Origin of the sequence: Ornithinibacillus scapharcae TW25, from assembly GCF_000190475.1 — a bacterium.
GTDB lineage: Bacteria > Bacillota > Bacilli > Bacillales > Amphibacillaceae > Ornithinibacillus > Ornithinibacillus scapharcae.
On the sequence record NZ_AEWH01000060.1, the window covers coordinates 43,298 to 66,609 of the forward strand.

Consider the following 23,312-nt stretch of genomic DNA (forward strand, 5'->3'; position numbering starts at 1 on the left):
CTAGTTAACTTTTATTTCTTCTTTTTCCTTCAATAATTCTTGTTGTCTTTTCTTATCTCTTTCTAATACAGGCTTTAAGTAACGTCCCGTATAGGAAATTTCTTGTTTTGCTATCTCTTCCGGAGTACCTGTGGCAATAATTTGACCGCCACCAGCACCACCTTCTGGTCCTAAATCAATGAGATAATCTGCAGTTTTAATAACATCCAAATTATGTTCAATGATTAATACGGTATCGCCATTATCAACTAGACGTTGAAGTACTTTTAATAATCGGCTTATATCATCAACATGTAAACCTGTTGTCGGTTCATCCAGAATATAAAGTGTCTTTCCATTGGAACGGCGATGTAACTCACTAGCAAGTTTCACGCGTTGTGCTTCCCCACCAGATAAAGTTGTTGCCGGTTGTCCAAGTGTTACATATCCTAACCCTACATCTACAATGGTTTGTATTTTACGTTTTATTTTCGGGATATTCGTAAAAAATTCATTGGCTTCTTCAATCGTCATATCTAAAATATCAGAAATACTCTTACCTTTATATTTGACCTCTAATGTTTCACGGTTATAGCGTTTCCCTTCACACACTTCACAAGGTACATAAACATCCGGTAAGAAGTGCATTTCAATTTTGATGATTCCATCACCTTTACATGCTTCACAACGGCCACCCTTAACGTTAAAGCTAAATCGGCCTTTTTTATACCCTCTTACCTTTGCCTCATTAGTGGATGCAAAAACATCTCGAATATCATCAAAAACGCCTGTATAGGTGGCTGGGTTGGACCGTGGTGTTCGGCCAATTGGTGATTGGTCTATATTAATGACCTTCTCTAAATGGTCTAATCCCTTGATTTTTTTATGTTTTCCAGGAATTAATTTACTCCTATTTAATTCTCTAGAAGCTGCTTTGAAGATGATTTCATTCACTAGGGAACTCTTACCTGATCCAGAAACACCTGTTACAACAGTAAACAGTCCTATTGGAATTTTAGCTGAGACATGTTTTAAATTGTTTTCTGAAGCCCCTATAACTTCTAAGAAACGTTTGTCAGGCTTTCTACGGTCAATCGGTAGAGGTATGAATTTCTCCCCAGAAAGATATTTTCCAGTAAGTGATTTTTCATCATTCATCACTTCTTCCGGTGTTCCACTAGAAATGATTTGTCCACCGTGTTTGCCTGCGCCAGGACCGATATCAATTAACCAATCAGCTGCAAGCATGGTGTCCTCGTCATGCTCCACGACTATTAATGTATTATCTAAGTCTCGCATTCCCTTTAAGGCACCTATTAATTTATCATTATCTCGTTGATGTAAACCTATTGAAGGCTCATCCAGTACATACAGAACACCAGTTAAAGCTGAACCAATTTGTGTTGCTAAACGAATTCGTTGAGCCTCTCCACCGGAGAGTGTTCCCGCGGTTCGCGAAAGGGTTAAATAATCTAAACCGACATTAACTAGAAATTCTAATCGATTATTGATTTCCTTTAATAATAGCTTTGCAATTTGTTCTTCTTTTTTAGATAGGTTTAACTCTTGGAAGAATTTCACTGCTTGGGTAATGGAAAAGTTTGTAACATTACTAATATGAAGTCCGTCAACTAGTACTGCTAGTGCTTCTTCTTTAAGACGATGTCCTTTACAAGTTGGACATTCCTTATTCCGCATATATTTCTCTAATGTTTCACGAATGAAATCAGAAGAGGATTCCTTATAACGACGTGCTATATTATGAAGGACTCCTTCAAACTGAATCATATTATTACGGGTTTGACCAAACTCACTTTCATAGTAAAAATGAATCTTTTCATCACCACTACCATAAAGGATTTTATCCATTTGTTCCTTTGGTATATCTTTTACCGGGATATCCATATTTATTTCATAGTGCTCACACACACTCTTTAATAGTTGTGGATAATACTGTGAACTAATTGGTTCCCACGCAGCAATTGCATGCTCATTAAGTGTCTTTTCCCAATCTGGAATAACCAAATCAACATCCACTACCAGATTTGTACCTAATCCATCACAGGATGGACACGCACCGAAAGGACTATTGAAAGAAAATAATCTCGGTTCTAAATCACTTATTGAAAAACCACATTCCGGGCATGCATGATTTTCACTAAAAACAAGTTCTTCCTCACCCATTACATCGACGATAATCTTACCTTCTCCTAAATTTAATGCCGCTTCAATCGAATCACTTAAACGGGCTTCAATGTCTGGCTTAACAATTACTCGGTCAATAACTACCTCAATTGTATGCTTTTTATTTTTGTCTAGCTTAATTTCTTCCGTAATCTCTCGCATTTCTTTGTCAACGCGAATCCGGACATAACCTTCTTTTTTCAGCTTTTCAAGTACTTTTACATGCTCCCCCTTACGTCCTGATATAACTGGAGCAAGAATTTGCATTTTCGTTCTTTCCGGGTATTCCATAATTCGATCAACCATTTGTTGAATGGTCTGTGACGAAATCTCAATTCCGTGTTTTGGACAAGTAGGATGACCGATTCTAGCATATAACAAACGCAGGTAATCATAAATCTCTGTAACAGTTCCAACAGTAGAGCGAGGATTTCTGCTCGTTGTTTTTTGATCGATTGCAATTGCTGGAGATAAACCATCAATTGTATCGACATCCGGTTTATCCATTTGTCCTAAAAACTGTCTAGCATAAGCAGATAAAGACTCCACATAGCGTCTCTGTCCTTCAGCATAGATTGTATCGAATGCTAAGGATGATTTACCGGAACCAGATAAACCTGTTACGACTACTAGTTTATTTTTTGGAATAGATATATCAATATTCTTTAGATTATGTGCCCTCGCACCTTTTATATTAATCATCTTGCTTTGCATGACTTGGTCATCCTTCCGCTTTTAATTCAAATAAAATATCACGAAGCTCTGCTGCCTTTTCGAAATCTAATGCTTTAGCAGCTTCACGCATTTCCTGCTCGATACTTTCGATAACTTTCTCTCGTTCCTTCTTCGTTAACTTCGCAAGACTCTTCGTTTTCTCTGCATATTCTGTTTGTTCCTCTGCAGCTACAGTTGCTCGAATAACATCACGTACATCCTTTTTAATTGTTTGTGGGGTGATGTTATGCTCCTTATTGTAAGCAATTTGCTTTTCACGACGACGTTCTGTTTCCTCTATCGCTTTTTGCATGGAGTCAGTCATCTTATCCGCATACATAATGACCTGCCCATTCGCGTTACGTGCAGCTCTACCAATTGTTTGGATTAACGAACGCTCCGAACGAAGGAACCCTTCTTTATCCGCATCCAAGATGGCAACAAGTGAAACCTCTGGAATATCAAGTCCTTCACGAAGTAAATTAATTCCTATTAGAACATCATATTTTCCTACACGTAAATCACGGATGACCTCTATCCGTTCTAACGTCTTTATTTCACTGTGTAAGTACGCAACTTTAATGCCGATTTCTTTCAAGTAGTCCGTTAAATCCTCCGACATTTTCTTCGTTAAAGTTGTGACAAGCACTCGTTCATTTTTCTCAGTACGCTTATTTATTTCTCCGATTAGATTATCAATTTGACCTTCAATCGGACGTACTTCTATTAGAGGGTCTAATAAACCTGTTGGACGAATAATTTGTTCTGTCATAACAGGAGTATGTTCCATTTCATATGGACCTGGTGTAGCAGATACAAAAATAATTTGATTCACTTTTTTCTCAAACTCATCAAATTTTAATGGTCTGTTATCTAATGCGGAAGGCAAGCGAAATCCATGATCCACTAAAACCTGTTTTCTCGCTTGGTCACCATTATACATTCCTCTTACTTGTGGAAGTGTAACATGGGATTCATCCACAACAACTAAAAAGTCTTTTGGAAAGAAGTCTAGCAATGTATATGGCGTTGCGCCCGCTTCTCTAAGTGTAAGATGTCTGGAATAGTTCTCTATTCCTGAACAAAATCCCATCTCACGCATCATCTCTAAGTCATAATTTGTCCGCTGTTCCAACCGTTGTGCCTCTAAAAGCTTATTTTGACTGCGAAGCTCTTCTAACCGTTCTTCTAATTCTTTTTCAATATTAGCTATTGCTAATTTCATTTTCTCATCGCCTGTTACGAAGTGAGAGGCTGGGAAAATAGCAACATGTTCACGGTCACCGATGATTTCTCCTGTCAAAGCATCAACCTCACGTATCCGATCAATCTCATCCCCAAAAAACTCCACACGGATACAATGTTCTTCTTTGGAAGCCGGGATAATCTCAACAGAATCCCCACGCACACGGAATGTACCACGCTGGAAGTCTATATCATTTCGCGCGTATTGAATATCGACTAAGTTTCGTAAAAGCTGGTCACGATCTTTTTCCATACCCATACGGAGTGATAGCACTTGATTTCGATATTCTTCTGGGTTACCTAATCCATAAATACACGATACACTGGCAACAATGAGCACATCATTTCGTTCAAATAATGCCGATGTTGCAGAGTGGCGTAACTTATCAATTTCATCATTTATACTTGCATCTTTTTCGATGAATGTATCGGTAGAAGGAACATATGCTTCTGGCTGATAATAATCATAGTAGCTAACAAAATACTCTACCGCGTTGTTAGGGAAAAACTCCTTAAATTCACTATATAACTGACCGGCCAATGTCTTATTATGAGCAATTACAAGTGTTGGACGATTAATCTCCTTTACCACATTGGAAACAGTAAATGTTTTCCCAGTACCAGTAGCCCCCAACAAAGTCTGGTGTCGTTGTCCTGCGAGAACTCTTTGAACCAATTCATCAATTGCTTTAGGTTGATCCCCACGTGGTTCATATTTTGAAACTAATTGAAATTTATTATTTTCCATAGCCTTCCCTCCGTCCTGAACCTTCCTTTAGTTTATCATAGTCTGTCATTTTTTTAACAGAAATACGAACTAACATTCGATTCTTTTCTAATTACATACTACCTATTCTTTCCATTCTATTCAAGCGTTTAGTACGAAATTTTTTAAATAGAAGGCGGACTGTACAAATGCTTGCTAAAGATTTTGACTTGCTCAGCTTTTATCTCCACCGTTCTTTGGCAACATCATCCCAAAAAACCAACATATACACCCTTTCCCCAACTTCCTTCCCTCAAGAAAAAAACAACTACTAATAAAAGCAGTTGTTATCTACATAGTTCAACTAAAATTTCCACTAAAGACTGTTTCTCTATATACGAATGATATTCCTTAACACGTTTAGCGTAAGCTTTTTGTTGTTCTTGACATTGGAAAAATTCCATTATTTGTTGTTCTACATTTTGTCGGTTACTTACTAAACGATTGATAACTCCTAAAGACTCTAGTTCTAGCTCATTGACCTTTTCCTGCCCCGGCAATGCATTACAGGTAAAGATCGGTATGTGCTTCATTAAGCATTCACTGATGGTAACACCGCCCGGCTTGGTAATTACCGCATCGACATTATTATAAAGTTGATTCATAGCTACTTTATTGTTTATATATCGTACAGGTGTTATGTTTGGTTCATTTAGTTGCTGGAGCTTGTTATACAACTTTTCATTGTGACCACATAATACCGTATACTGTATGGTTGGCTGTTCCGGAATGATTTTCTCAATGGAACCTATTCCCAAACTTCCACCACCGACTAATACATGTAGATTCCTTTTCCGTTTAGGTGAAGACTTTCTTTCTTTAAATATTGGGTGTACTGGTATACCAGTAATAAATATTTTATTCGCGTCCACCCCAAGTTCCATTAAGAAATCTTTCACTTTTTTAGATGGTACTAAATGAAAGTCTATTCCATCTATTCCCCAAACCCGATTTATAAAATAATCGGTATAAACATTAACTGTAATAGCATCAATCCTACCTTTTTGCTTTAGAACACTTGCAATATTAGAAGGAAGACAATGTGTACAAAACAAAATACTAGGTTTATTTTCGTTCATCAATTTCTTAAAAAACGAAGTAAACATCGCTTCATATAATAGTTGGCGAGTCCGCTTTGTTTGGTTTTTAACCGCTAAATAGCTATATACCTTATCATAAGCACTTGGCAGTTTATTAATCCAATGAATATATGCGCTTGAAACAAGCTTCTCGACAATTCCATAACTATAAGACAATATGTCTACCTTCTCACAGTTCATGGTTTGGATAGCAAGTTGTAATTCCTCCATAATTGCATCCGCAACATGATGATGGCCAGTAGGTATTTGCATAAATGGCAGTAATAGTGCTTCTTTCTTGGAAGTAGTACCCATTTTGATCACCCAATCATCTAGCTTCTCATATAAGAATTCCTTCAATTACCAATGCTTGTCTGATGCTTTGCATGTTATAATCCTTTTTGGGGAGGAATTCAAATGACGTATATGATATTCGCAATACTGCTAGTCTGTATTAGCATTTTTATATATAAGGCAAACCAAAACACGAAAGACATTCAAATCAACAAAATACAAATCTCTACTAAGTATCCTTCAAAACAATCCAATTTATCCATCCTTCACCTATCTGATATGCATCTAGAAAATATTTCGATTACACCGACTGAATTAGCTGATAAAATACGTAATGCAAAACCTGACATGATAGCATTAACAGGCGATTTCCTAGACCGAAAACGAACCATCCCGAAATTAGAGCCTTATCTAAAGGTACTACAGGAAATGAAGCCGCAGCATGGAATCTATGCTGTTCTAGGAAATCATGATTATGTTTTAAAAGAAGATAACCTCTCAAAGCTAAAAAATCTATTAACTCGATATGATTGTCAGGTGATGCAAAACACGAATACCACTATTATAGTAAATAACCAGGTGATCAATATCATTGGAATAGACGATTATAGTACCAATAGAAGTGATCTCGTAAAATCCTATGAAAATATGGGTGTTGGGATTAACATCGTGTTAACACACGATCCAAATATCGTCCTTGAAATGGATAAGTATCCTTTTGATTATTTGCTAGCAGGACATTTTCATGGCGGGCAAATACGATATCCCAAAGCATTCCATCTTGTCAAAATGGGAAAGCTGCCACGGCTTAATATGATAAAGGGTTTGCATCAGCATAATGATTCACCATTTTATATTAGCGAAGGCCTTGGTCAAACGGGTGTCAATATACGTGTAGGAAGTCGTCCGGAGATTACCCTACACGAGATCGCTATTTAATCATCCATTCGATATCTATTAACTAGCTCATTCCTAGACATAAATAAATATACTGGATTCTCATGTCTGGATGAGCTAGCTAAATAATTAATCGGCATGAATGTTAAACGCTTGTATGCCTTATAAATAGAATTATGAATTGGAACATTATCAAACCCTAACCTCTTCGTCCCCTTATATAAACTAGTAATCCCAACGATTCCCTTTATTTCTGAAAACCTTTTATGAGTTCGTACATATTCTGCCAGCATCGGCATCGATTTTTTGACCATATGATAAATATAGACCGCTCTTTTCGTATCATTTGATACAGAATAGAGTTCATTCATTATCTTCACATTATGCAGGTGAATTTTTATGAGTAAATCATTTTTATAAATAATGGTCCCATCACTTAGTGTCGTTGTCCTTCCCTTATATCGAGTAAGTCTGACACGAAAAAGTGTCTTCTCCGCTTCCAAATCACAAACATAGTTTAACCTAGTTAAACTATAGTAAATCGGATCAAAAACATTCCAAACCCCCAATAAATAGCTTTTCATGCATGTAATTATCCTTCCTGTAAATATTTTGCATTTATAGTTTGCTTGAAATGATTAAAAATATGAAAATCCGTACCACATTTTTTTGTGATACGGATTTTTCTAGTTTTATTTCGATTTTCGATATGGTTCACCTGCAAAGATTAAACCTAATTCATGATGATCCCCTTCATACATTGCACTTTGAACGAAGCGAATTTCTCCATTCGAATCAATCAACTCAATCTTGAAAAATGATCCTGTTTGTTGTAGTGCTTCGTATAAATCATCTACACTATGAATTTTGGATCCATTCACTTTTGCAACGGTTTCCCCTATTAAGATATTCAACCGATCCGCAGGAGAACCAGGTATGATTCCTAGTACTCGTAGACCCAAGTTCGTATGGTTAAAGTAAGAAGCTTTCGTTAAGTCCCTCGTGCGAAAACGGTAATTGATAAACTCTCTTCCTAAAATAGCAAATATCACAGCAACAATGCTTAACCAAGAAAAGAAAATGCTACCCGTTGCCAGTACTAATACTAAAACAGCCAAACCAAGGAGGTTCATAGAGAGCTTATTAGCTACCTCATGTGGCAAACTACCTCTTACTGTAAACTCAAATCCTACCACGAATGGAACTAATACAATGGCAAAATTCTCGCCATTAATATCCAGATATGGCCAATATGCTGCAAATGGTTCAATTAATCCAGATGGAATTAATGTAAAAACGGGATAATAGCTATACGTTTAATGCGATGTCTCCCAATCCAGCTCCCTCTACTTCCTAATGTTAGTTCTGGATATGTTTCATTTTGCCTAATTCTATTGATGAAATGGGCTTCAACAAATAAAAATAAAGCCAATAGAATTACTAACACGGAAAAATTGACCTCGATATCTTTAGGAATAAAGGTTATATACTCATCTAACAATGGAGACAGCATAAGTAAAACAACGGTGATTCCAATTGTATAACTCGGTGATAATAATGAAAAACGCAAGGTTAGACTTAAAATAATAGTCACCATACTGAATACGAATATTGCTTCCACCGATAAAACCATTCCGACTGCAATGGTTACAATAGAATAGAAAAGCCCTATCAGAAGCGAAAATCCTATCGTATCTTTCCACTCCGTAAGGACATCAAATACTTTGGTGCCAAAGTATTTTCTCTCCTGTTTAATTCTTCTAATTCCTACAAAAATAATAAGTGCTATTGCCCAATATAAAAGAGGATTCAGAAATACCTTTCCAATACCCTTTCCTATTTCGATTAACCAGTCCTGTACCATTTATGTTCACCTTCCAACATGCAGTTAAATCCTCTACATTATAACCTTATATATTCGCCATTTGTCGAAAAAACTCCTGCTTTTTTAACAATTTTACTTTGGTATTACTTTACATATATCGTTTCGAACAAAAAATAGGAATCCACGATACAACGCGGATTCCTACTCTTGTTACTGATATAGCACTTCAAGGGCTTTATCTAATTGTAAGTCGTCTTCACCACTGCGAATCTTCTCAATAATTTTACCTTCTAATTGACCTGCTGTCTCTTGGTCCACTTTACCAGTTGGATTTAGGTCATTGTCTTGTTGGAATTTCTTCACCGCATCTTCCGTAGCTTTGCTGAAGTATCCATCCGTTCTGTCGATATCATAACCTAATCCATCTAACATTAATTGGACATTTTCAATAGTCGAACCAGTTTGATTATAGACTAACGGTTCTTCGATTTGTACAGGGTTCGTGTAGAAATATTTAGGTTGCTCAATCTTGACTGTTGGTTCTACTCCAGTTTCATGTATCCAAGTACCTTCAGGAGATAACCATTTAAAGAAGGTTAATTTTATTGTACTACCATCTCCTAATGGCACAGCTTGTTGGACAGTACCTTTTCCAAATGTATTCTTACCAACGATGTCATAACCAACTTCTTTCATCGCTACTGCTAGAATTTCAGATGCAGACGCACTACCCTCATCTACTACAACAGTAATAGGGTAATCTTTTTTCTCTTTCAAGTTAGAATATAAAGGCTCTTTATTTCCATTTTGATCCTCTATTTGAAGATATGGAACATCTTTTGGTATAAAAACCTTCAGGATATCTTCCACAGCATTTAATAAACCACCAGGGTTTCCTCGCACATCAATTACTAATCCTTCTATTCCATCATCCTCTAATGCCTTCAGCTGTGTTGTAAATTCATCCGATGTTGTTTCAGAGAAATTGGTAATTTCTAATATACCTGTTTTCTTACCGTCAATAGTACGTATTTCTGAGTATACCGTTTCGATAGGAATCGTGTCTCTCGTTATCGAAATCTCGAATTCTTCTGTATTGCCAGGTCTAAGGATTGTTAACACTACTTCTGAGCCTTTTTCCCCTCGTATTAGTGCAACGGCTTCGTTCAAGTTAAAACCTTCTAATGATTCGCCATCAACTTCAAGTACTTGATCATTTGGTCTAAGTCCTGATTTTTCTGCCGGCGAATCTTTAATAGGGGCGACAATGGTGACTACTCCGTTAACCATACTTACCTCTGCACCAATACCCTCAAAGGACGATTCAATTTGTTCATTAAAGCTTTTCATCGTTTCTAAATCCATATAAGTACTATAAGGGTCACCAAGGGTAGCTAACATTCCCTCAATTGCCCCTTCAATTAATTGCTGTTCATCTGCACCTTCTAAGTAATTTTCTTTAATGAGATGATACGCCTGGGCAACCTTCGTCATTTGCTCAGGTATCTTAGCATTAGACTCTTCATTTTGGTTTTTATTCGAATTGGATTGCTCCTCTACGTTAGTATCTGCTTGTTCTGGTTTAGCAAGGGTTACACCTAAATAAGCACCCGCGAAACCAAGCAGTAATGCACCAATCAAAATGAGAACAATATGTATCTTATTTAATTTCATTTTATCACCCCAGTAATTTTATATGTTCGGTAGTCTTCCTAAATATTAGAAAAAAATTGCATTCACTCGTACATTGCAAATGCTTTTGTTTTTCTTATGCTAACGGAAATTTTATTATACTTTCCTATCTTCTAAGAAAAAACTTTCTTGATAACTTATTCTATAATCATAACGAAAAAAGTTAATACACGCCAAACTTTTTTCTTGAAAAAATAAAAAAGACACTACACGATATGTGCAATGCCTCATTATATCAAGCTTATGGTAGATAATCCATTGGATTTACTACATTAGAGTTTGGTGGATAAAAACCTCTCCAACCTCCTCTATGCACTTCAAAGTGTAAATGAGATCCAGTAACTCTTCCAGTAGCACCCATATAACCAATTAACTGTCCCTGTTTTACAACCTCACCATCACCGACAGCAAACCCACTTAGGTGAGCATATAGGGTTGTATAATCTACTCCATTGATCTTCGTAACGATTAGAATATGGTTACCATAGGTTCCAGAAAGATTACCTCTAACTGCTACACCATTTGTAGAAGCATAAATTGGAGTTCCAACTGGTCCGGCTATATCAACACCTAAATGGAAACTTTTCGTATGAGTGATTGGGTCCACACGATATCCATAGTTTGACGAACGACTTCCTGATGCAGGCCAAATAAACGAGCTACTGCTTGTCCCACCACTATTTAATTGATTAAGATTACTTTGAGCAAGCTCTTTTGCTCTTGCAATAGCCTGTTCTTGTTTTCTAATCATTGCCTGTTCATCTTCGAGTGTAAACATATACTGTTCTAGTTCATGGTGTTCATGCTCTAGTTGAGCTAACAATACTTGTCTATCATCCATTTGTTGATCCAGTTGTGATTGTAATGCTACAAACTCTTTTTTCTGCGCTTCTAATGCAATCTTCTGCTTTTCTATATCATTACGTTTTGTTTCAATTTCTTTTTTGTTATCCTCTACAGCTACTTTCTTATCCTCTACATCTTTTTTATCTTTTGCTAGAGACTCAATAATCGTCTTATCTGAATCCATCATAATATTTACTGCAGCTGTTCTTGAAATGAAATCTGAAAAGCTCTTAGATCCTAGCAGCACCTCTAGATATCTCATCGGACCACCACTTCGTTGTATGGAACGGAGTCGATCCGCTAATAATGCTTCACGGTCCTCTATACGAATCATTAATTCTTCAATTTCTGCTTTTAGCTTCTCAATTTGTTTCGTTAACTCATCTACTTTAGCATTTAAATCCTTAATTTCTTTGTTCGTTGCATCAATTTCACCTTGTTTCGAGTTAATTAATGCTTTCGTTTTCGCTAATTCACTATCTAGTGCGTCGATTTGTTCTTGAACAGAAGCTTGTTCGTTCAGATTTTCGTTTATCTTTTCTTGCGTTTCATTTTTATTGGATTGTACGTCTTTATTTTTTCTTGAAGTTGTAATTGTTCCTTCTGAAGGTCATTAAGTTCTTGCTGAATTTGTTCTTTCGATTGTGCGGAAACTTTGCTCCAATCAATTGACAAAGAGCCAAAAGCTACTAGGCCCACTAATAAACAAATCCCCAGCTTTTTTTCATGCAATATTCCCCTACCCTTCACCTAATCTAGTAATCTATCTCTAATATGTAAACTAACAAGCGGACTCCACCCTCTATCCGAGCAGAATCCGTATTAGTTTGGCATATTTAATTTTTATACTTTTAAGAACTTGCGAACACTCATCAAACTTCCCCATATTCCAATTCCAGCACCTACAACTAGAATTATAAGGGCTAACTGCCATGCAAATGGGTTGAACGGTAGGATTTCTACAAATCCTATACTACTCATACCACCAATGCTAGACTCAATAAGCTTATATCCGACTAACACCCCAACAATTGGGATAATGGAACCAAGTACCCCTAGAAGCATTCCTTCTACAAAAAATGGCCCACGAATAAATCCATTTGTTGCACCTACTAATTTCATGATGCCAATTTCTCTACTTCTTGCCATAATCGTTAATTTAATAGTATTGGAGATTAGGAAGATTGCTGTTAACACAAGTCCGGCAATCAAAATAATACCAATTGTTCTAGCAAAGCTTGTAAATTTAAATAGATTTTGGGCAACCTCTTGACCATAAGTTACAGATTCTACATGGTCAAAGTTCACTACTTCATCAGCGATTTGCTGAGTAGCTTGTGGTTCATCCGCCTTTATTATATAAGCATGGTTCAGTGGATTTTCCTGTTCGTAAAGTTCCCAAACATCTCCACCCTCTCCCATACTATCGATTAAACTGCTTAATTCCTCATCCTTAGAAGAGAAAAGCACAGTTGCTACACCAGGAATTTTTTCAATTTCTTCGCCTAGTGCTATCACCTGTTCATCATCTGCTGTCAAATCAATAAGCACTTTAACTACTACATCATCTTCAATTTTTCCAGCCATATGATTAAGATTTAAAATCAATCCAAGAAATGCTCCTACTAAAAGCAGCGTCATCGTAACAGCACCTACGGAAGCAACAGTCATCCAACCATTACGGAAAATATTCTTTAAACCTTCCCGAAAGTGTCTTTTAATTGTTCTAGCTTTCATATCCGTAATCACCTCGATGTTCATCTCTTACAATTGTTCCGTCTTCTATAGCAATAACACGTTTTTTAATCGTGTTAACAATCTCCTTACTATGTGTTGCCATAATAATTGTTGTCCCACTATTATTAATCTCTTCGAAGACACGCATGATTTCCCATGATGTTTCTGGGTCTAGATTTCCTGTTGGTTCATCCGCAATAACAATTTTTGGATGATTTACAATTGCGCGTGCAATAGATACCCGTTGCTGCTCACCACCTGATAATTCATTGGGGAAAAAACGAGCTTTATTTTTTAAACCCACTAAATCTAATACTTCCATCACTCGCTTGCGAATATTACGCGGATGTTCTTCGATAACCTCTAATGCAAACGCAACATTTTCATAGACTGATAGTTTAGGAAGTAGACGGAAATCTTGGAAAATAACACCAATGTTTCTACGCAGTAAAGGGACATCCTTTTCCTTTATCTCACTAACGTCTTTATTATTAATAAACAATGCGCCACGAGTTGGTTTAATCTCACGGTACATTAGTTTAATAAATGAAGATTTACCAGCACCACTAGGTCCAACGATGTATACAAATTCGCCTTGAGCAATTTCGACATTAATACCATTTAGTGCCGTAACGCCATTATCATAAGTTTTATATACGTCTTTCATTAAAATCATATTTAATCACCTTTATTTAAAATTAGTCAAAAAGTCTTATTTCGTTTAAGTTTCTCTTACATTATAACATCATTCAACAGCTTTTTTTGACAAAAAAATATTACAATTATATTTCAAGCTTTAAAAACCTCGTTATACTTGTTGGAAAATGACTGATTTTGTCGATTTATAGGTAATTAGTTGGGGTCTTTCGTTGAGGTGTGATGGGAAATATTACATGAAGTATAGAAGAAATCTAAGAGAGGTTCTATTACATTCAATAGAGTATTGTTCACTTGGGACTTCTATCTCTTATATAATTTAGCCCCTATGTATGGACACTGGAGTTTGACTTCATCCCTCTAGCTTTCTGTCCACGCCAAATTCACCAGTGATTTATGCAGTAGAGACAAAAAAAGAGACCTGTTCTTCGAAAATACACGAGGAAAGGCCTCGATTAAGCTATTAATTTAAACTTAGAATACACACCTTTCTAACAGATAGTTTTCCATATAATATCATTAAGAAATAGTTTCTTAAGGTCTTCTCCATGTCCATGTTGAGACATAGTACATTTTACTATCTGCTCCTGGTGTATGTATTCAGGTATTTCATAACGAGTCTCGGCAATGGTATTACCAAAAGTTTTCTCAAAACCTCAATAAATACGAACTACAGTCCCCACTGGAACTTTTTCATATAACCACTGAACGTCTGCATTTTGCATCCGAATGCAGCCAAGACTTACGTATTTCCCAACTGATGATGGATTATTTGTTCCATGCAGACCATAGATTGTTCCATTTGTACCGGGAACACTTAATCCGAGCCAGTGGCTTCCAAGTGGATTTTCAGGAGAACCGCCTGGGATACCTTTCCCACTATACCAAGGCTTTTCTAGTTTGTTTACAATTTTAAACTCCCCTACTGGCGTCATTGAAGCTTCTCTCCCAGTACCAACAGTAAACGTTTTTACTAATTTATCTCCAAGAAATACGTAAAGCTCATTTTTCTTTTTACTTACCTCGATACGATATACTCCACCGACTTCCGCTTTTTCTTGAATTTTGCTTTCTCCTTTTTTATCCCTTCCGGAAAATGCTAGCTCCTTTTGTAATACCTTTGGATTCGGAATATGTATCTTTATTCCATAAGGGACATGGTTCACATTTGAAATTCCATTATAGTTTGCTAATGCATTCATATATTCTGTCGATCCATAATACTGCTGACTAATCTTTTGTAGTGTATCTCCTCTCGTCACTTGATGATAAATCATATATTGTGGATCTGGAATCTCAAGTACCTTTCCTGCTTGCACCTCTTTCTCAGGATTGGTAATTCCGTTATAGTGAGCTACTTTTTCTTGTACATTACCATTACTATAATAGATCATTGTTATTTCAAACAACGTTTCATTTGGCTGAACCTTGTGTTGAATTACTTGTTTTGGCTGTAGATCCATCTCTGTTGATGATTTTTCTACCACTTCTTCCGTTGTTTCTATTTTTCTTTTTCTTCCTTAACTTCTACCTCCTTCTGTACTAGGTTGGATTCTTTCAGAAGCTCCTTTTTTTCCACAGCAGATTGATTCATTTCTACCTCAGGGTGTGCAAGAACTTTTTTCAGTTGGAATCTATCATTAATATGACTTGCCACATGACTAATAGTAATTTGTTTCCCTGACTTGGATAAAGCTGATTCATTTTTAACTATCATTGGAATAATTGCCATACAAAAAGCTAGTATTAAGGTAAAGATAATTATCAACATATAGCGTTTCTTTTTTTGATTCTTCTTATGACGTGATACTCTTGATTCCAAACCGTTCGTAAAGAACTCCTCGTTCGACATTTCCCTTCCTCCCTCCATTTTACATTAGCAACAAAAGTATACAATATTCGATGGAATATATTTCTATTTTTCCGAAAATTAGGTCTAAAATCGCATGAAAACACTACTTTTGTTGTGTATTCAGGGATTTTGTCGAATAGTACTATGAACCTAACTTTCCCCATTTCATCTCGTTGATAGTTTCATAGTCTTAATACTTGTTTCCTATGAAGAAATTCAGTAAGAGCTAATCTATTTTTCCATTATGCTGTGCAGTGAACTTCAATTTGGATACAACCGTGAAATAAAAAAAGACGGCTCGGTGCTAATTAAGACACCTAAGCCGTCCTCATTATTACAATTTAAATTGTCTAATTAATTCATTCAGCTTTTCTGCTAGTAGGGCAAGTTGTTCAGAACTTCCAGATACTTCTTCCATAATACTACTTGTCTGTTGAGAGGAAGCAGCAGTTTGTTCAATTCCTGCAGCTGATTCTTCAGATATAGAAGCAATTTCTTCTATACTACCAGTCATTTCTTGTGTATTTGCAGCTATTTCAGATAAGTTCTCTGAGATAGTCGTAATACTGTAAACCATATCAACTATCGCTTCATTAATATGACCAAAGGTTTGATTTGTAGCTTCAATTTGTGCTGTTCCTTGTTGAACTTCCTGATAGCCAACATGAAGAGATTCACTTACATGACTAGTTTCTGTTTGGATAGTCTCGACAATATCAGTTATGCCAGAAACGGAATTAGAAACTTGTTCTGCGAGCTTACGTACTTCATCCGCTACAACAGCAAATCCTTTACCATGTTCCCCAGCTCTTGCAGCCTCTATGGCAGCGTTTAAAGCTAAGAGATTGGTCTGATCCGCAACATCTTTTATAACAGTTACGAGATTAGAAATCTGTTGTGTCTTATTATCAAGTCCTTGCATCTTTTCTACGGCGTCTTGAACGATTTGGTCTATCTTTTCCATTTGTTCCGTCGATTTCACCATTAATTGCGATCCTTCATCAGTCATATGTTGAACTTCTTTGGAATTATCACGAATAGTTTCTCCGTGGTCATTAGCTACTTGTACCTTTGTAGCAAATGTACTCATCACATTTGCTAGATTACTGACACTATGTGCTTGTGTTTCCGTTCCTGCTGATAGTTCCTGCATCGTTACTGCAACTTGTTCGGAGCCAGTCTTCACTTCATTTGTCGATTGGGATAGTTCCTCACTATGACTACTTACTGTTTCAGAAACTTCACTAATCTGACTAACAATATCTCGTAACTTCGTATTCAATTGATTCGTAGAGGTTAACAATTTACCCATTTCATCGATTGATTTGGTTTGTAAACTTACTTCACTTAAATTACCTTGTGCAAGTTCAGCCATAACACCTGTAACACGAGGAATTTCTTTCAACATATACCTTAGCAAGAAGAAAACTAATACAATCATGATTATCGTAGAAAGACTAAATAGGACAACCATTATTTTGGTGAAACTGCTAAGGCTATTTAATGCTTCCTCTTCAGGTAGAGCAGTCCCTACAGACCAACTAGTAGTCGGAACAGGGGAGTAACCAATATATTGTAAATTACCTTCTACATTAGCTAATTCAAGACCTGTTTCACCTGCAACCATATTAGAACCGATTGTTCCAATCTCACCTGAAAGAGCTTGAAGTTTTTGTTCCAGTATTATCTCACTGTTCGGGTGATAAAGTATCGTTCCATCCTTGGAAAGTAAAAATGTATACCCATTTTCTCCCATCTTATAAGACTGCATGATTTGTGGTAGTTGATCTAAAAAGATATCAATCGCGACTATGCCAACTGTTTCTCCACCTACCTTAATAGGTTTCATAGCACTTAATATCATCTTGCCAAACACTTCATCCATATACGGTTCTGTAAAGTAAACATCATCTTCAGCTATAACCGAATCATACCAAGGTCTGCTTTTAATATCAAAACTAGAATCGGATAAAACATCATTACTTCCTACTAAAAAGTTAGACTTGTTACTAGCAACCCAAGCCATCGCAATGGATTCATCCGTTTCAACAATCTGGTTTAATGATGATGCTATTCCTTCATAATAAGAGTTTGTTGTTGCATCATTCCTTGATTTGGTACTATTCAAGTACTTGATAATCTCTTGGTTAGTAGCAATTTGTCTTACAATTGTTCCTTTTTCAGAGAATACACTGTTTACTTGATCAGCAATGGCATTACTTTTCGTGGTAATATTATCTTCCACATTCTCGATTAATATTGACTTTGTAAAAAAGTAGCTCGTAGTTCCTAGCACAGAAAACACTATAACAATAGCAACGAATAGAACCAAAGATACTTTCATTGAAATACTACTTCTTACTCGCTTAAATCGGACTGACTTCCTATTCATCTTCCCCATCTTCTTCCTTCCAATCTATTAAAATTATTTTTAAAGCACAGCAGAAAAAGCTATTCAAACCAACTGAATAGCCAAGGTATGTAATAAAAACTTTCTTTGTAGAAGCACTTAACCTAAGTCTTTCGGTCCATTAACAACTCTACAATAATCGTGCATTCAGCTCATGAACACCATTCTCGTGTAGGTCTTTTCACCTATATAGAAGCATTAAAAAAATCATTTCCGGTATGATCTCTTTTCAGAAATAACGGTATCAATATTATTACAACTATCCTTAATAGTAAATAGTTAAAAATAACTAGTACGACAATTGCAGTTCTACTAGATAACTGGGAACTAACATTACTTTTTTCTTTATAGTTTAGGATTTAATTAAATCACTGAATGGATTAAAGATGAGAGGACTCTAAAGCTCACATAGAGCCAGAGAATCCTCTTCCCATACTCATCTCCTTATACCATGAATCAAACTTACAACCTGCCTCGTCTGCTCGAAAAGGAACTCTTCTGCTCGCGCCATACACTCATCCATACGAAGTGGCTGATTAATAATAGAGAAACATCCGCTAAATCTTTCTAAAAGTAGAGATAGATTCCCCTTCAGACTACCAGAAATCAGAATCACTGGCACACGATGTTTGTTAGCTAATTTAGCAATATAACCAGGGGCTTTTCCATATAAGGTTTGTTCATCGCTTTGACCTTCTCCAGTAATAACAAGGTCCGCTTGTTGGATTGCCTCTTCCAATTTGGAAATTTCACCAACTAATTGTGCACCAGATACGAGCTCCGCATTAAGGGTAAGTAAGGCAAAGCCAAGTCCTCCAGCAGCCCCTGCCCCGGCAGTTTTACTCAATCCGGTATTCGAAAAAAGTTGGGAAAATCGCTTCATCGCTTCGTTGTATGCAATAACTTGTTCAGGGGATGCACCTTTTTGTGGAGCATATACCACACTCGCTCCCTTTTCACCAGTTAATGGATTCTCCACGTCACAAGCAACTTTGATATTAGTTTCTTTGAGACTATAATCAAGATTATCCAAATTGATATGCGTTACATCGAGAAGATCCCGACCAAATATCCCCACTTCCTTCCCCTGTTTATCAAAAGCTTTCATTCCAAGAGCAGTTAGCATACCAAGCCCTGCATCATTCGTCACACTACCACCGAGACCAATGATTAACGTCTTACACCCATTATTGAGGGCATCCTTTATAACTTCTCCAAGCCCAAACGTCGTGGTATTATCTGGGTTTCTCATTTCTTCATTAACTTGGGGGAGCCCTGCAATGTTTGCTATTTCAATAACTGCTGTGTTCTGGTCGATAATAGCATAATAAGTAGATATTTCTTCACCGAGCGGACCGGTGACGTTAATGGTAATCTTCTGTCCACCGGAAGCCGTGATTAGGGCATCAACTGTTCCTTCTCCACCATCTGCCATTGGTTTTTCGATAATATGGTCACCCTTACCAAGAGTTTGTATGGCACGTTTCATAATCTTGGTACCTTCTAGGGAGGTTAAGCTTCCCTTAAAAGAATCTGGTGCTAGAACAATATTCATCATATACCTCCTCCTTTACTAGTACTGATCTACTTAATTAATAGAAAATGCGCTAAATAAACATAATTGGAATAAGATTATGCTTAAGTTCAATATAATATAGTCATACCGATAATACTATTGAATGGCGATCAGTTTCCATGAATCACTCTACTATAACGAGTCAAGTGATATGACAAATTAATTGATATAGTTAGGAAATAATTAGTATGGAAAAAGCCGGTTTCTCGTTTGGAGAAATCGGCTTTGTTTACTGGTTAAGTAGAATATTGCGAAAGATTGCATTGCTTCGTTTACACTTTAGCCTATATATCGGGCAAAAATAATGTTGGAGTTATGTTCACCTTTCTCATCGTACCTACAACTTCACCACATCTACCGAATCAAAATACTTCACAAACTCATCCGTATTCGAATAACCCAAATCCACCTCAAACAAACCAGCCATCTCATAAAGGCCATTATTAATCGAATTAATATCATCCTTATCCAGTGCAGACTGAATTTTATTCTGAATACCATTGAATTTCACATATTGCTTACGTAACGCTTCAATCGCCACGACATTAAAAGATTCTGTAGCTGCTTTTATATCCTTAATTCGTTCATTAAAAATATCCACAATCCGGTCTCTCCGCTTCTCAGCCTTCACACTAAATATATCGGCTTTATCTAGTAAATACATGAACAATGCCGATGCTATTCCGGATAGGAAAGTGGAAAGAACGATAGACCATGGCTCGCCAATCCCAACTTTATTCAGCAGTGCTTCAATTCCAACACCAGAAATAGCAATTACACTACCACCAAGAATCTTAATAATGGCATCGCCTTTTTGTGCAGGAGTCATAGTTTTAGAGTCCCTGCCAAATAACACTTTTGCGGATTGGGCAAAAATTTTAATACCTTCCTTAAGCACCTTTAACACTTGTCTCAATACACCAACGAATAAGCTAATGATTCCTTCAATCAAGGATGAAATAAAATTCTTAACAAATTCCCAGACATTATCACCCAAAAATCCACTAACATTTTCCAGGACAAACTTCTTCACTCGTCCGAAACGAATTTTAAATGCCTCGATCGCAGAGGATGCCTGCACGCCTTTGATTAATCCATGTTTGAAGCAATCTTTCAATTCAAAGTAGATAGGTTTCACAATATAAAGAATGGCATTTCCTACTGCATAATCCTTCGCTTGTTCTGCAGCAACTCCAGCAGCATCCTTGTAAATCCCTTTTGCTTTATCTCTTTGTAACTGTTTATACTCTTTACTGTTCTTATCTGCATCCGTTAGTTTTCTTTTTCCATACATCTTTTTGAATTCTGCATCGACATTGCCCTTACCAACTAGATTTTGTCCAACGGTTTTGTCCACTTCATTCCGTATCGCTTTAATAGACTGTGCCTCTAAGTCTCTCATTTTCTGCTTCGTTGTCTCGTCAAGTTTATACCCATCCTTGCCTTTCTTCTCTTGCTTTTCGATAAACTCGGAGTTACTATCATGTAGCTTACTTCCATTTAATTTTCCCGAAGTTACTGCCAAATTATAATCCGCATTTGCGATACGTTTAATATCCTCATCTGTCAGACCGTAATTCCCCTTAAAATCGCGGTGAATGTTTTCTAATGGAACGATATGATCAGGTTCTGCTTGATAGTCGTACCTTGAATCATTTCTTCTTTTATCAGGGTCATCTCGAAAGACGTATAACTTGTTCTTTTCACCGGTATACTCATCATCAACTAGTTTACTACCATCTTTGAGTTTTCCAAGCTTGTAATCCTTCATCTTCCCTTTGTCTTCATATGTATCTCGATCATACTTTTTGCGGTTATCCTCGCCATAATTCGTTTTATTGTCATCAGCATTTTTATACTCAGAATAACCGTCCACATCATTATGTGTATCTCGGCTACCTTCATAAGAAAATGCCTCACAATCATTCACGATTCTTGTAGCCGTTAAACCTTTCTTGCGCATACTTTTTCCAAAAGAGCCCAGTTCCATCAACCCATCCACCACCGAAGTAAACACCGGTCTGAGCACACTTGCTGTCATGTGCTCAGCAGACTCGAATTCTTTGTAGACCTCATCGATGATTTCCTGGGATGACTTTCGATCATGCAGCTCGAATGCCTCTAACTTCTGGGTCATTTCCAATGGTGAAGCACTTTTTAATAGTTCCAATTCCTTTGCTCTTTCTTCCATGTAAGCCCTTCTCCCTCACATTAAGCAGCATCATAAACGTTGTTGATTTGTTCATGGCTCTTCTTCATTATATTTTCATAGTCTTCCATCGTTGTTTTTTCAGAAAGTGATATAATCTGCGTTTCTGTCATTGTTTTTAAAATTTTGCTTGCAGTAATAATCGCTTCTAATTCCTTTCGTTGCATCACCGGTAGACGTTTAATACTCATCTCTTGACGCACTAACTTATGAGCAAAGCGCAAACACCGGTAGTATAAATAATGTACATTATTATCCAAACGAACGAGAAGCTGTTTATAGATTTCAATGAGCGAAGCAAAGTAATGCTCCACATTAGCAAGGGATTCCTCAATCACATGTAATTTCGATAACTCCGCATCCATTTTCGCAATTTCATGTTCTACCTTCTTCTCTTCTTCCTGAACTTTGTACAATGTTTCTTGTGCTTTCTTACGAGTATAGAATCCTAGAGTGAAGACAGCCTGTACCGTTGTTTTAAACTTGTGCTTATGAAAATCAATCAAGTATAAATCATTCCTCGTGTTTATAGAATCAAAGCTGTAGACTTCATTTTTGTAAGCTTCAATGCTAAAGTCCTTGCTAAATTCTATATCTTGAATTTTTTCTAGATTAGTCGCCATTTCTACGAAAAGCTCGGTTTTGATTTTCTTCTTATGGCTATTAATATTTTGGATGTGCTTCTCTATGATTGCCGTTATCCGATCTACATCGCTTTCAAATTCCGTTCGCCGTCGATTATACCGGCTTGAAATTTTTTCATAGAGCTTGTTCGCTTCTTCAAATTTATCTTTCCCAGTAAACTTCGCCCATGTATTTGTCACTTTATTCTTCACGAAGCTTGCCGCTTTTTTTCCCGTTTCCTTTACTTTATTTCCAGCACTTTTGATTGCGCCGCCAATTTTGCTTACTAATCCCCCAAAGAAACCCATACTATCTCCCCCTACTTCTTGTTGATGTATTCGTAGCCTTCCTGTAATAAGTCGTTAAAATCTTGTACCCAGCGAAGCATTTTACGGATCTCTGCCTCACGGAAACCTAAATCCTCACCAAGTTTGAATATCCATTTCTTTTCATCTTCATCTACTACCTCATCGGCATCTAACACACCAGCTAGCTCAATAATCACCGCACGTTTTACCTTTTTAGTACTGGACTGAAATGACGTGATAAGCTCTTCTAGTGACTTCTCCTTTAACTGATAATCTAGTAAACCGGTCTCTTTTCGATAGGTTTCAACGATAGCTTCTTCACTTTCTTTGATTACACCATTGATTTCCATCGCATCATAAGCTAACTCAAGAAAATTTTCACTTTCTTTCTTATTTAAAAGGTTTAAAAACATTGCAA

19 protein-coding genes are annotated in these 23,312 nt (G+C 36.7%); 1 reads left to right on the forward strand and 18 read right to left on the reverse strand.

Annotated features, from left to right (window positions below; translation table 11 throughout):
• The 3 genes from uvrA to G5W_RS0116940 all read right to left on the reverse strand — a co-directional run bounded on the left by uvrA (position 1) and on the right by G5W_RS0116940 (position 6,327).
• Positions 1-2,877, reverse strand: coding sequence for an excinuclease ABC subunit UvrA (uvrA, locus tag G5W_RS0116925; protein WP_010098486.1), 2,877 nt, complete (start codon positions 2,875-2,877; stop codon positions 1-3).
• 7 nt (positions 2,878-2,884) lie between these two features.
• Positions 2,885-4,870: an excinuclease ABC subunit UvrB gene (gene uvrB / locus G5W_RS0116930; protein WP_010098488.1), complete on the reverse strand. Its 1,986-nt coding sequence runs from the start codon at positions 4,868-4,870 to the stop codon at positions 2,885-2,887.
• 305 nt (positions 4,871-5,175) lie between these two features.
• The gene (locus G5W_RS0116940; protein WP_138919074.1) at positions 5,176-6,327 is read right to left on the reverse strand and encodes an MGDG synthase family glycosyltransferase; all 1,152 of its coding nucleotides are present in this window, start codon (positions 6,325-6,327) and stop codon (positions 5,176-5,178) included.
• Between the two features lie 57 nt (positions 6,328-6,384).
• Here G5W_RS0116940 and G5W_RS0116945 point away from each other — a divergent pair, with 57 nt between their 5' ends.
• Complete coding sequence (locus G5W_RS0116945) at positions 6,385-7,200, forward strand: metallophosphoesterase (RefSeq protein WP_010098492.1); 816 nt, start codon at positions 6,385-6,387, stop codon at positions 7,198-7,200.
• Here the strand turns inward: G5W_RS0116945 and G5W_RS0116950 are convergent.
• The 15 genes from G5W_RS0116950 to G5W_RS0117010 all read right to left on the reverse strand — a co-directional run bounded on the left by G5W_RS0116950 (position 7,197) and on the right by G5W_RS0117010 (position 23,307).
• Positions 7,197-7,742: a YkoP family protein gene (locus tag G5W_RS0116950; protein WP_010098494.1), complete on the reverse strand. Its 546-nt coding sequence runs from the start codon at positions 7,740-7,742 to the stop codon at positions 7,197-7,199. The two genes, G5W_RS0116945 and G5W_RS0116950, sit on opposite strands and share 4 nt — an antisense overlap.
• A 108-nt stretch (positions 7,743-7,850) precedes the next feature.
• Positions 7,851-8,321 carry a PDZ domain-containing protein gene (locus tag G5W_RS22975; protein WP_010098496.1) on the reverse strand — a complete coding sequence of 157 codons (471 nt, stop codon included), beginning with the start codon at positions 8,319-8,321 and terminating at the stop codon, positions 7,851-7,853.
• A 122-nt stretch (positions 8,322-8,443) separates the two neighbouring features.
• The gene (locus G5W_RS22980) at positions 8,444-9,022 is read right to left on the reverse strand and encodes a hypothetical protein (protein WP_010098498.1); all 579 of its coding nucleotides are present in this window, start codon (positions 9,020-9,022) and stop codon (positions 8,444-8,446) included.
• A gap of 171 nt (positions 9,023-9,193) precedes the next feature.
• Positions 9,194-10,657 (reverse strand): S41 family peptidase, encoded by a 1,464-nt coding sequence (locus tag G5W_RS0116960; RefSeq protein WP_010098500.1) that lies wholly within the window; start codon positions 10,655-10,657, stop codon positions 9,194-9,196.
• A gap of 259 nt (positions 10,658-10,916) precedes the next feature.
• The gene (locus G5W_RS22485) at positions 10,917-11,855 is read right to left on the reverse strand and encodes a murein hydrolase activator EnvC family protein (RefSeq protein WP_010098502.1); all 939 of its coding nucleotides are present in this window, start codon (positions 11,853-11,855) and stop codon (positions 10,917-10,919) included.
• A 197-nt stretch (positions 11,856-12,052) separates the two neighbouring features.
• Positions 12,053-12,253 carry a hypothetical protein gene (locus G5W_RS22985; RefSeq protein WP_010098503.1) on the reverse strand — a complete coding sequence of 67 codons (201 nt, stop codon included), beginning with the start codon at positions 12,251-12,253 and terminating at the stop codon, positions 12,053-12,055.
• 111 nt (positions 12,254-12,364) lie between these two features.
• A complete protein-coding gene (gene ftsX / locus G5W_RS0116970; RefSeq protein ID WP_010098505.1) occupies positions 12,365-13,258 on the reverse strand; it encodes a permease-like cell division protein FtsX in 894 nt (297 codons plus the stop codon).
• Complete coding sequence (gene ftsE, locus G5W_RS0116975) at positions 13,248-13,934, reverse strand: cell division ATP-binding protein FtsE (RefSeq protein WP_010098507.1); 687 nt, start codon at positions 13,932-13,934, stop codon at positions 13,248-13,250. The genes ftsX and ftsE overlap by 11 nt, the downstream gene beginning before the upstream one ends.
• 637 nt (positions 13,935-14,571) lie before the next feature.
• Positions 14,572-15,402, reverse strand: a complete 831-nt coding sequence (locus tag G5W_RS22990) for a L,D-transpeptidase family protein (RefSeq protein ID WP_010098509.1) — start codon at positions 15,400-15,402, stop codon at positions 14,572-14,574.
• Positions 15,403-15,416: 14 nt separating this feature from the next.
• Positions 15,417-15,767, reverse strand: coding sequence for a G protein-coupled receptor family protein (locus G5W_RS0116985; RefSeq protein WP_010098511.1), 351 nt, complete (start codon positions 15,765-15,767; stop codon positions 15,417-15,419).
• Positions 15,768-16,101: 334 nt separating this feature from the next.
• Positions 16,102-18,168: a methyl-accepting chemotaxis protein gene (locus G5W_RS24400; RefSeq protein ID WP_010098512.1), complete on the reverse strand. Its 2,067-nt coding sequence runs from the start codon at positions 18,166-18,168 to the stop codon at positions 16,102-16,104.
• Positions 18,169-18,613: 445 nt separating this feature from the next.
• On the reverse strand, positions 18,614-19,732 hold the full coding sequence (locus tag G5W_RS0116995; protein ID WP_010098513.1) for a glycerate kinase: 1,119 nt from the start codon (positions 19,730-19,732) through the stop codon (positions 18,614-18,616).
• 358 nt (positions 19,733-20,090) lie between these two features.
• Positions 20,091-21,944, reverse strand: a complete 1,854-nt coding sequence (locus G5W_RS0117000; RefSeq protein WP_010098514.1) for a DNA repair ATPase — start codon at positions 21,942-21,944, stop codon at positions 20,091-20,093.
• A 20-nt stretch (positions 21,945-21,964) separates the two neighbouring features.
• Positions 21,965-22,894, reverse strand: coding sequence for a DNA repair ATPase (locus tag G5W_RS0117005; protein WP_010098515.1), 930 nt, complete (start codon positions 22,892-22,894; stop codon positions 21,965-21,967).
• Between the two features lie 11 nt (positions 22,895-22,905).
• Positions 22,906-23,307 carry a hypothetical protein gene (locus G5W_RS0117010; RefSeq protein WP_010098516.1) on the reverse strand — a complete coding sequence of 134 codons (402 nt, stop codon included), beginning with the start codon at positions 23,305-23,307 and terminating at the stop codon, positions 22,906-22,908.
• Positions 23,308-23,312: the final 5 nt, after the last annotated feature.

Coding starts and splice junctions, on each gene's coding strand:
- uvrA (WP_010098486.1), bottom strand. CDS start 2,877: ATGCAAAGCAAGATGATTAATATAAAAGGTGCGAGGGCACATAATCTA.
- uvrB (WP_010098488.1), bottom strand. CDS start 4,870: ATGGAAAATAATAAATTTCAATTAGTTTCAAAATATGAACCACGTGGG.
- G5W_RS0116945 (WP_010098492.1), top strand. CDS start 6,385: ATGACGTATATGATATTCGCAATACTGCTAGTCTGTATTAGCATTTTT.
- G5W_RS0116950 (WP_010098494.1), bottom strand. CDS start 7,742: ATGAAAAGCTATTTATTGGGGGTTTGGAATGTTTTTGATCCGATTTAC.
- G5W_RS22980 (WP_010098498.1), bottom strand. CDS start 9,022: ATGGTACAGGACTGGTTAATCGAAATAGGAAAGGGTATTGGAAAGGTA.
- G5W_RS0116960 (WP_010098500.1), bottom strand. CDS start 10,657: ATGAAATTAAATAAGATACATATTGTTCTCATTTTGATTGGTGCATTA.
- G5W_RS22485 (WP_010098502.1), bottom strand. CDS start 11,855: ATGATTCGTATAGAGGACCGTGAAGCATTATTAGCGGATCGACTCCGT.
- ftsX (WP_010098505.1), bottom strand. CDS start 13,258: ATGAAAGCTAGAACAATTAAAAGACACTTTCGGGAAGGTTTAAAGAAT.
- ftsE (WP_010098507.1), bottom strand. CDS start 13,934: ATGATTTTAATGAAAGACGTATATAAAACTTATGATAATGGCGTTACG.
- G5W_RS0116985 (WP_010098511.1), bottom strand. CDS start 15,767: ATGTCGAACGAGGAGTTCTTTACGAACGGTTTGGAATCAAGAGTATCA.
- G5W_RS24400 (WP_010098512.1), bottom strand. CDS start 18,168: ATGGGGAAGATGAATAGGAAGTCAGTCCGATTTAAGCGAGTAAGAAGT.
- G5W_RS0116995 (WP_010098513.1), bottom strand. CDS start 19,732: ATGAATATTGTTCTAGCACCAGATTCTTTTAAGGGAAGCTTAACCTCC.
- G5W_RS0117000 (WP_010098514.1), bottom strand. CDS start 21,944: ATGGAAGAAAGAGCAAAGGAATTGGAACTATTAAAAAGTGCTTCACCA.
- G5W_RS0117005 (WP_010098515.1), bottom strand. CDS start 22,894: ATGGGTTTCTTTGGGGGATTAGTAAGCAAAATTGGCGGCGCAATCAAA.
- G5W_RS0117010 (WP_010098516.1), bottom strand. CDS start 23,307: ATGTTTTTAAACCTTTTAAATAAGAAAGAAAGTGAAAATTTTCTTGAG.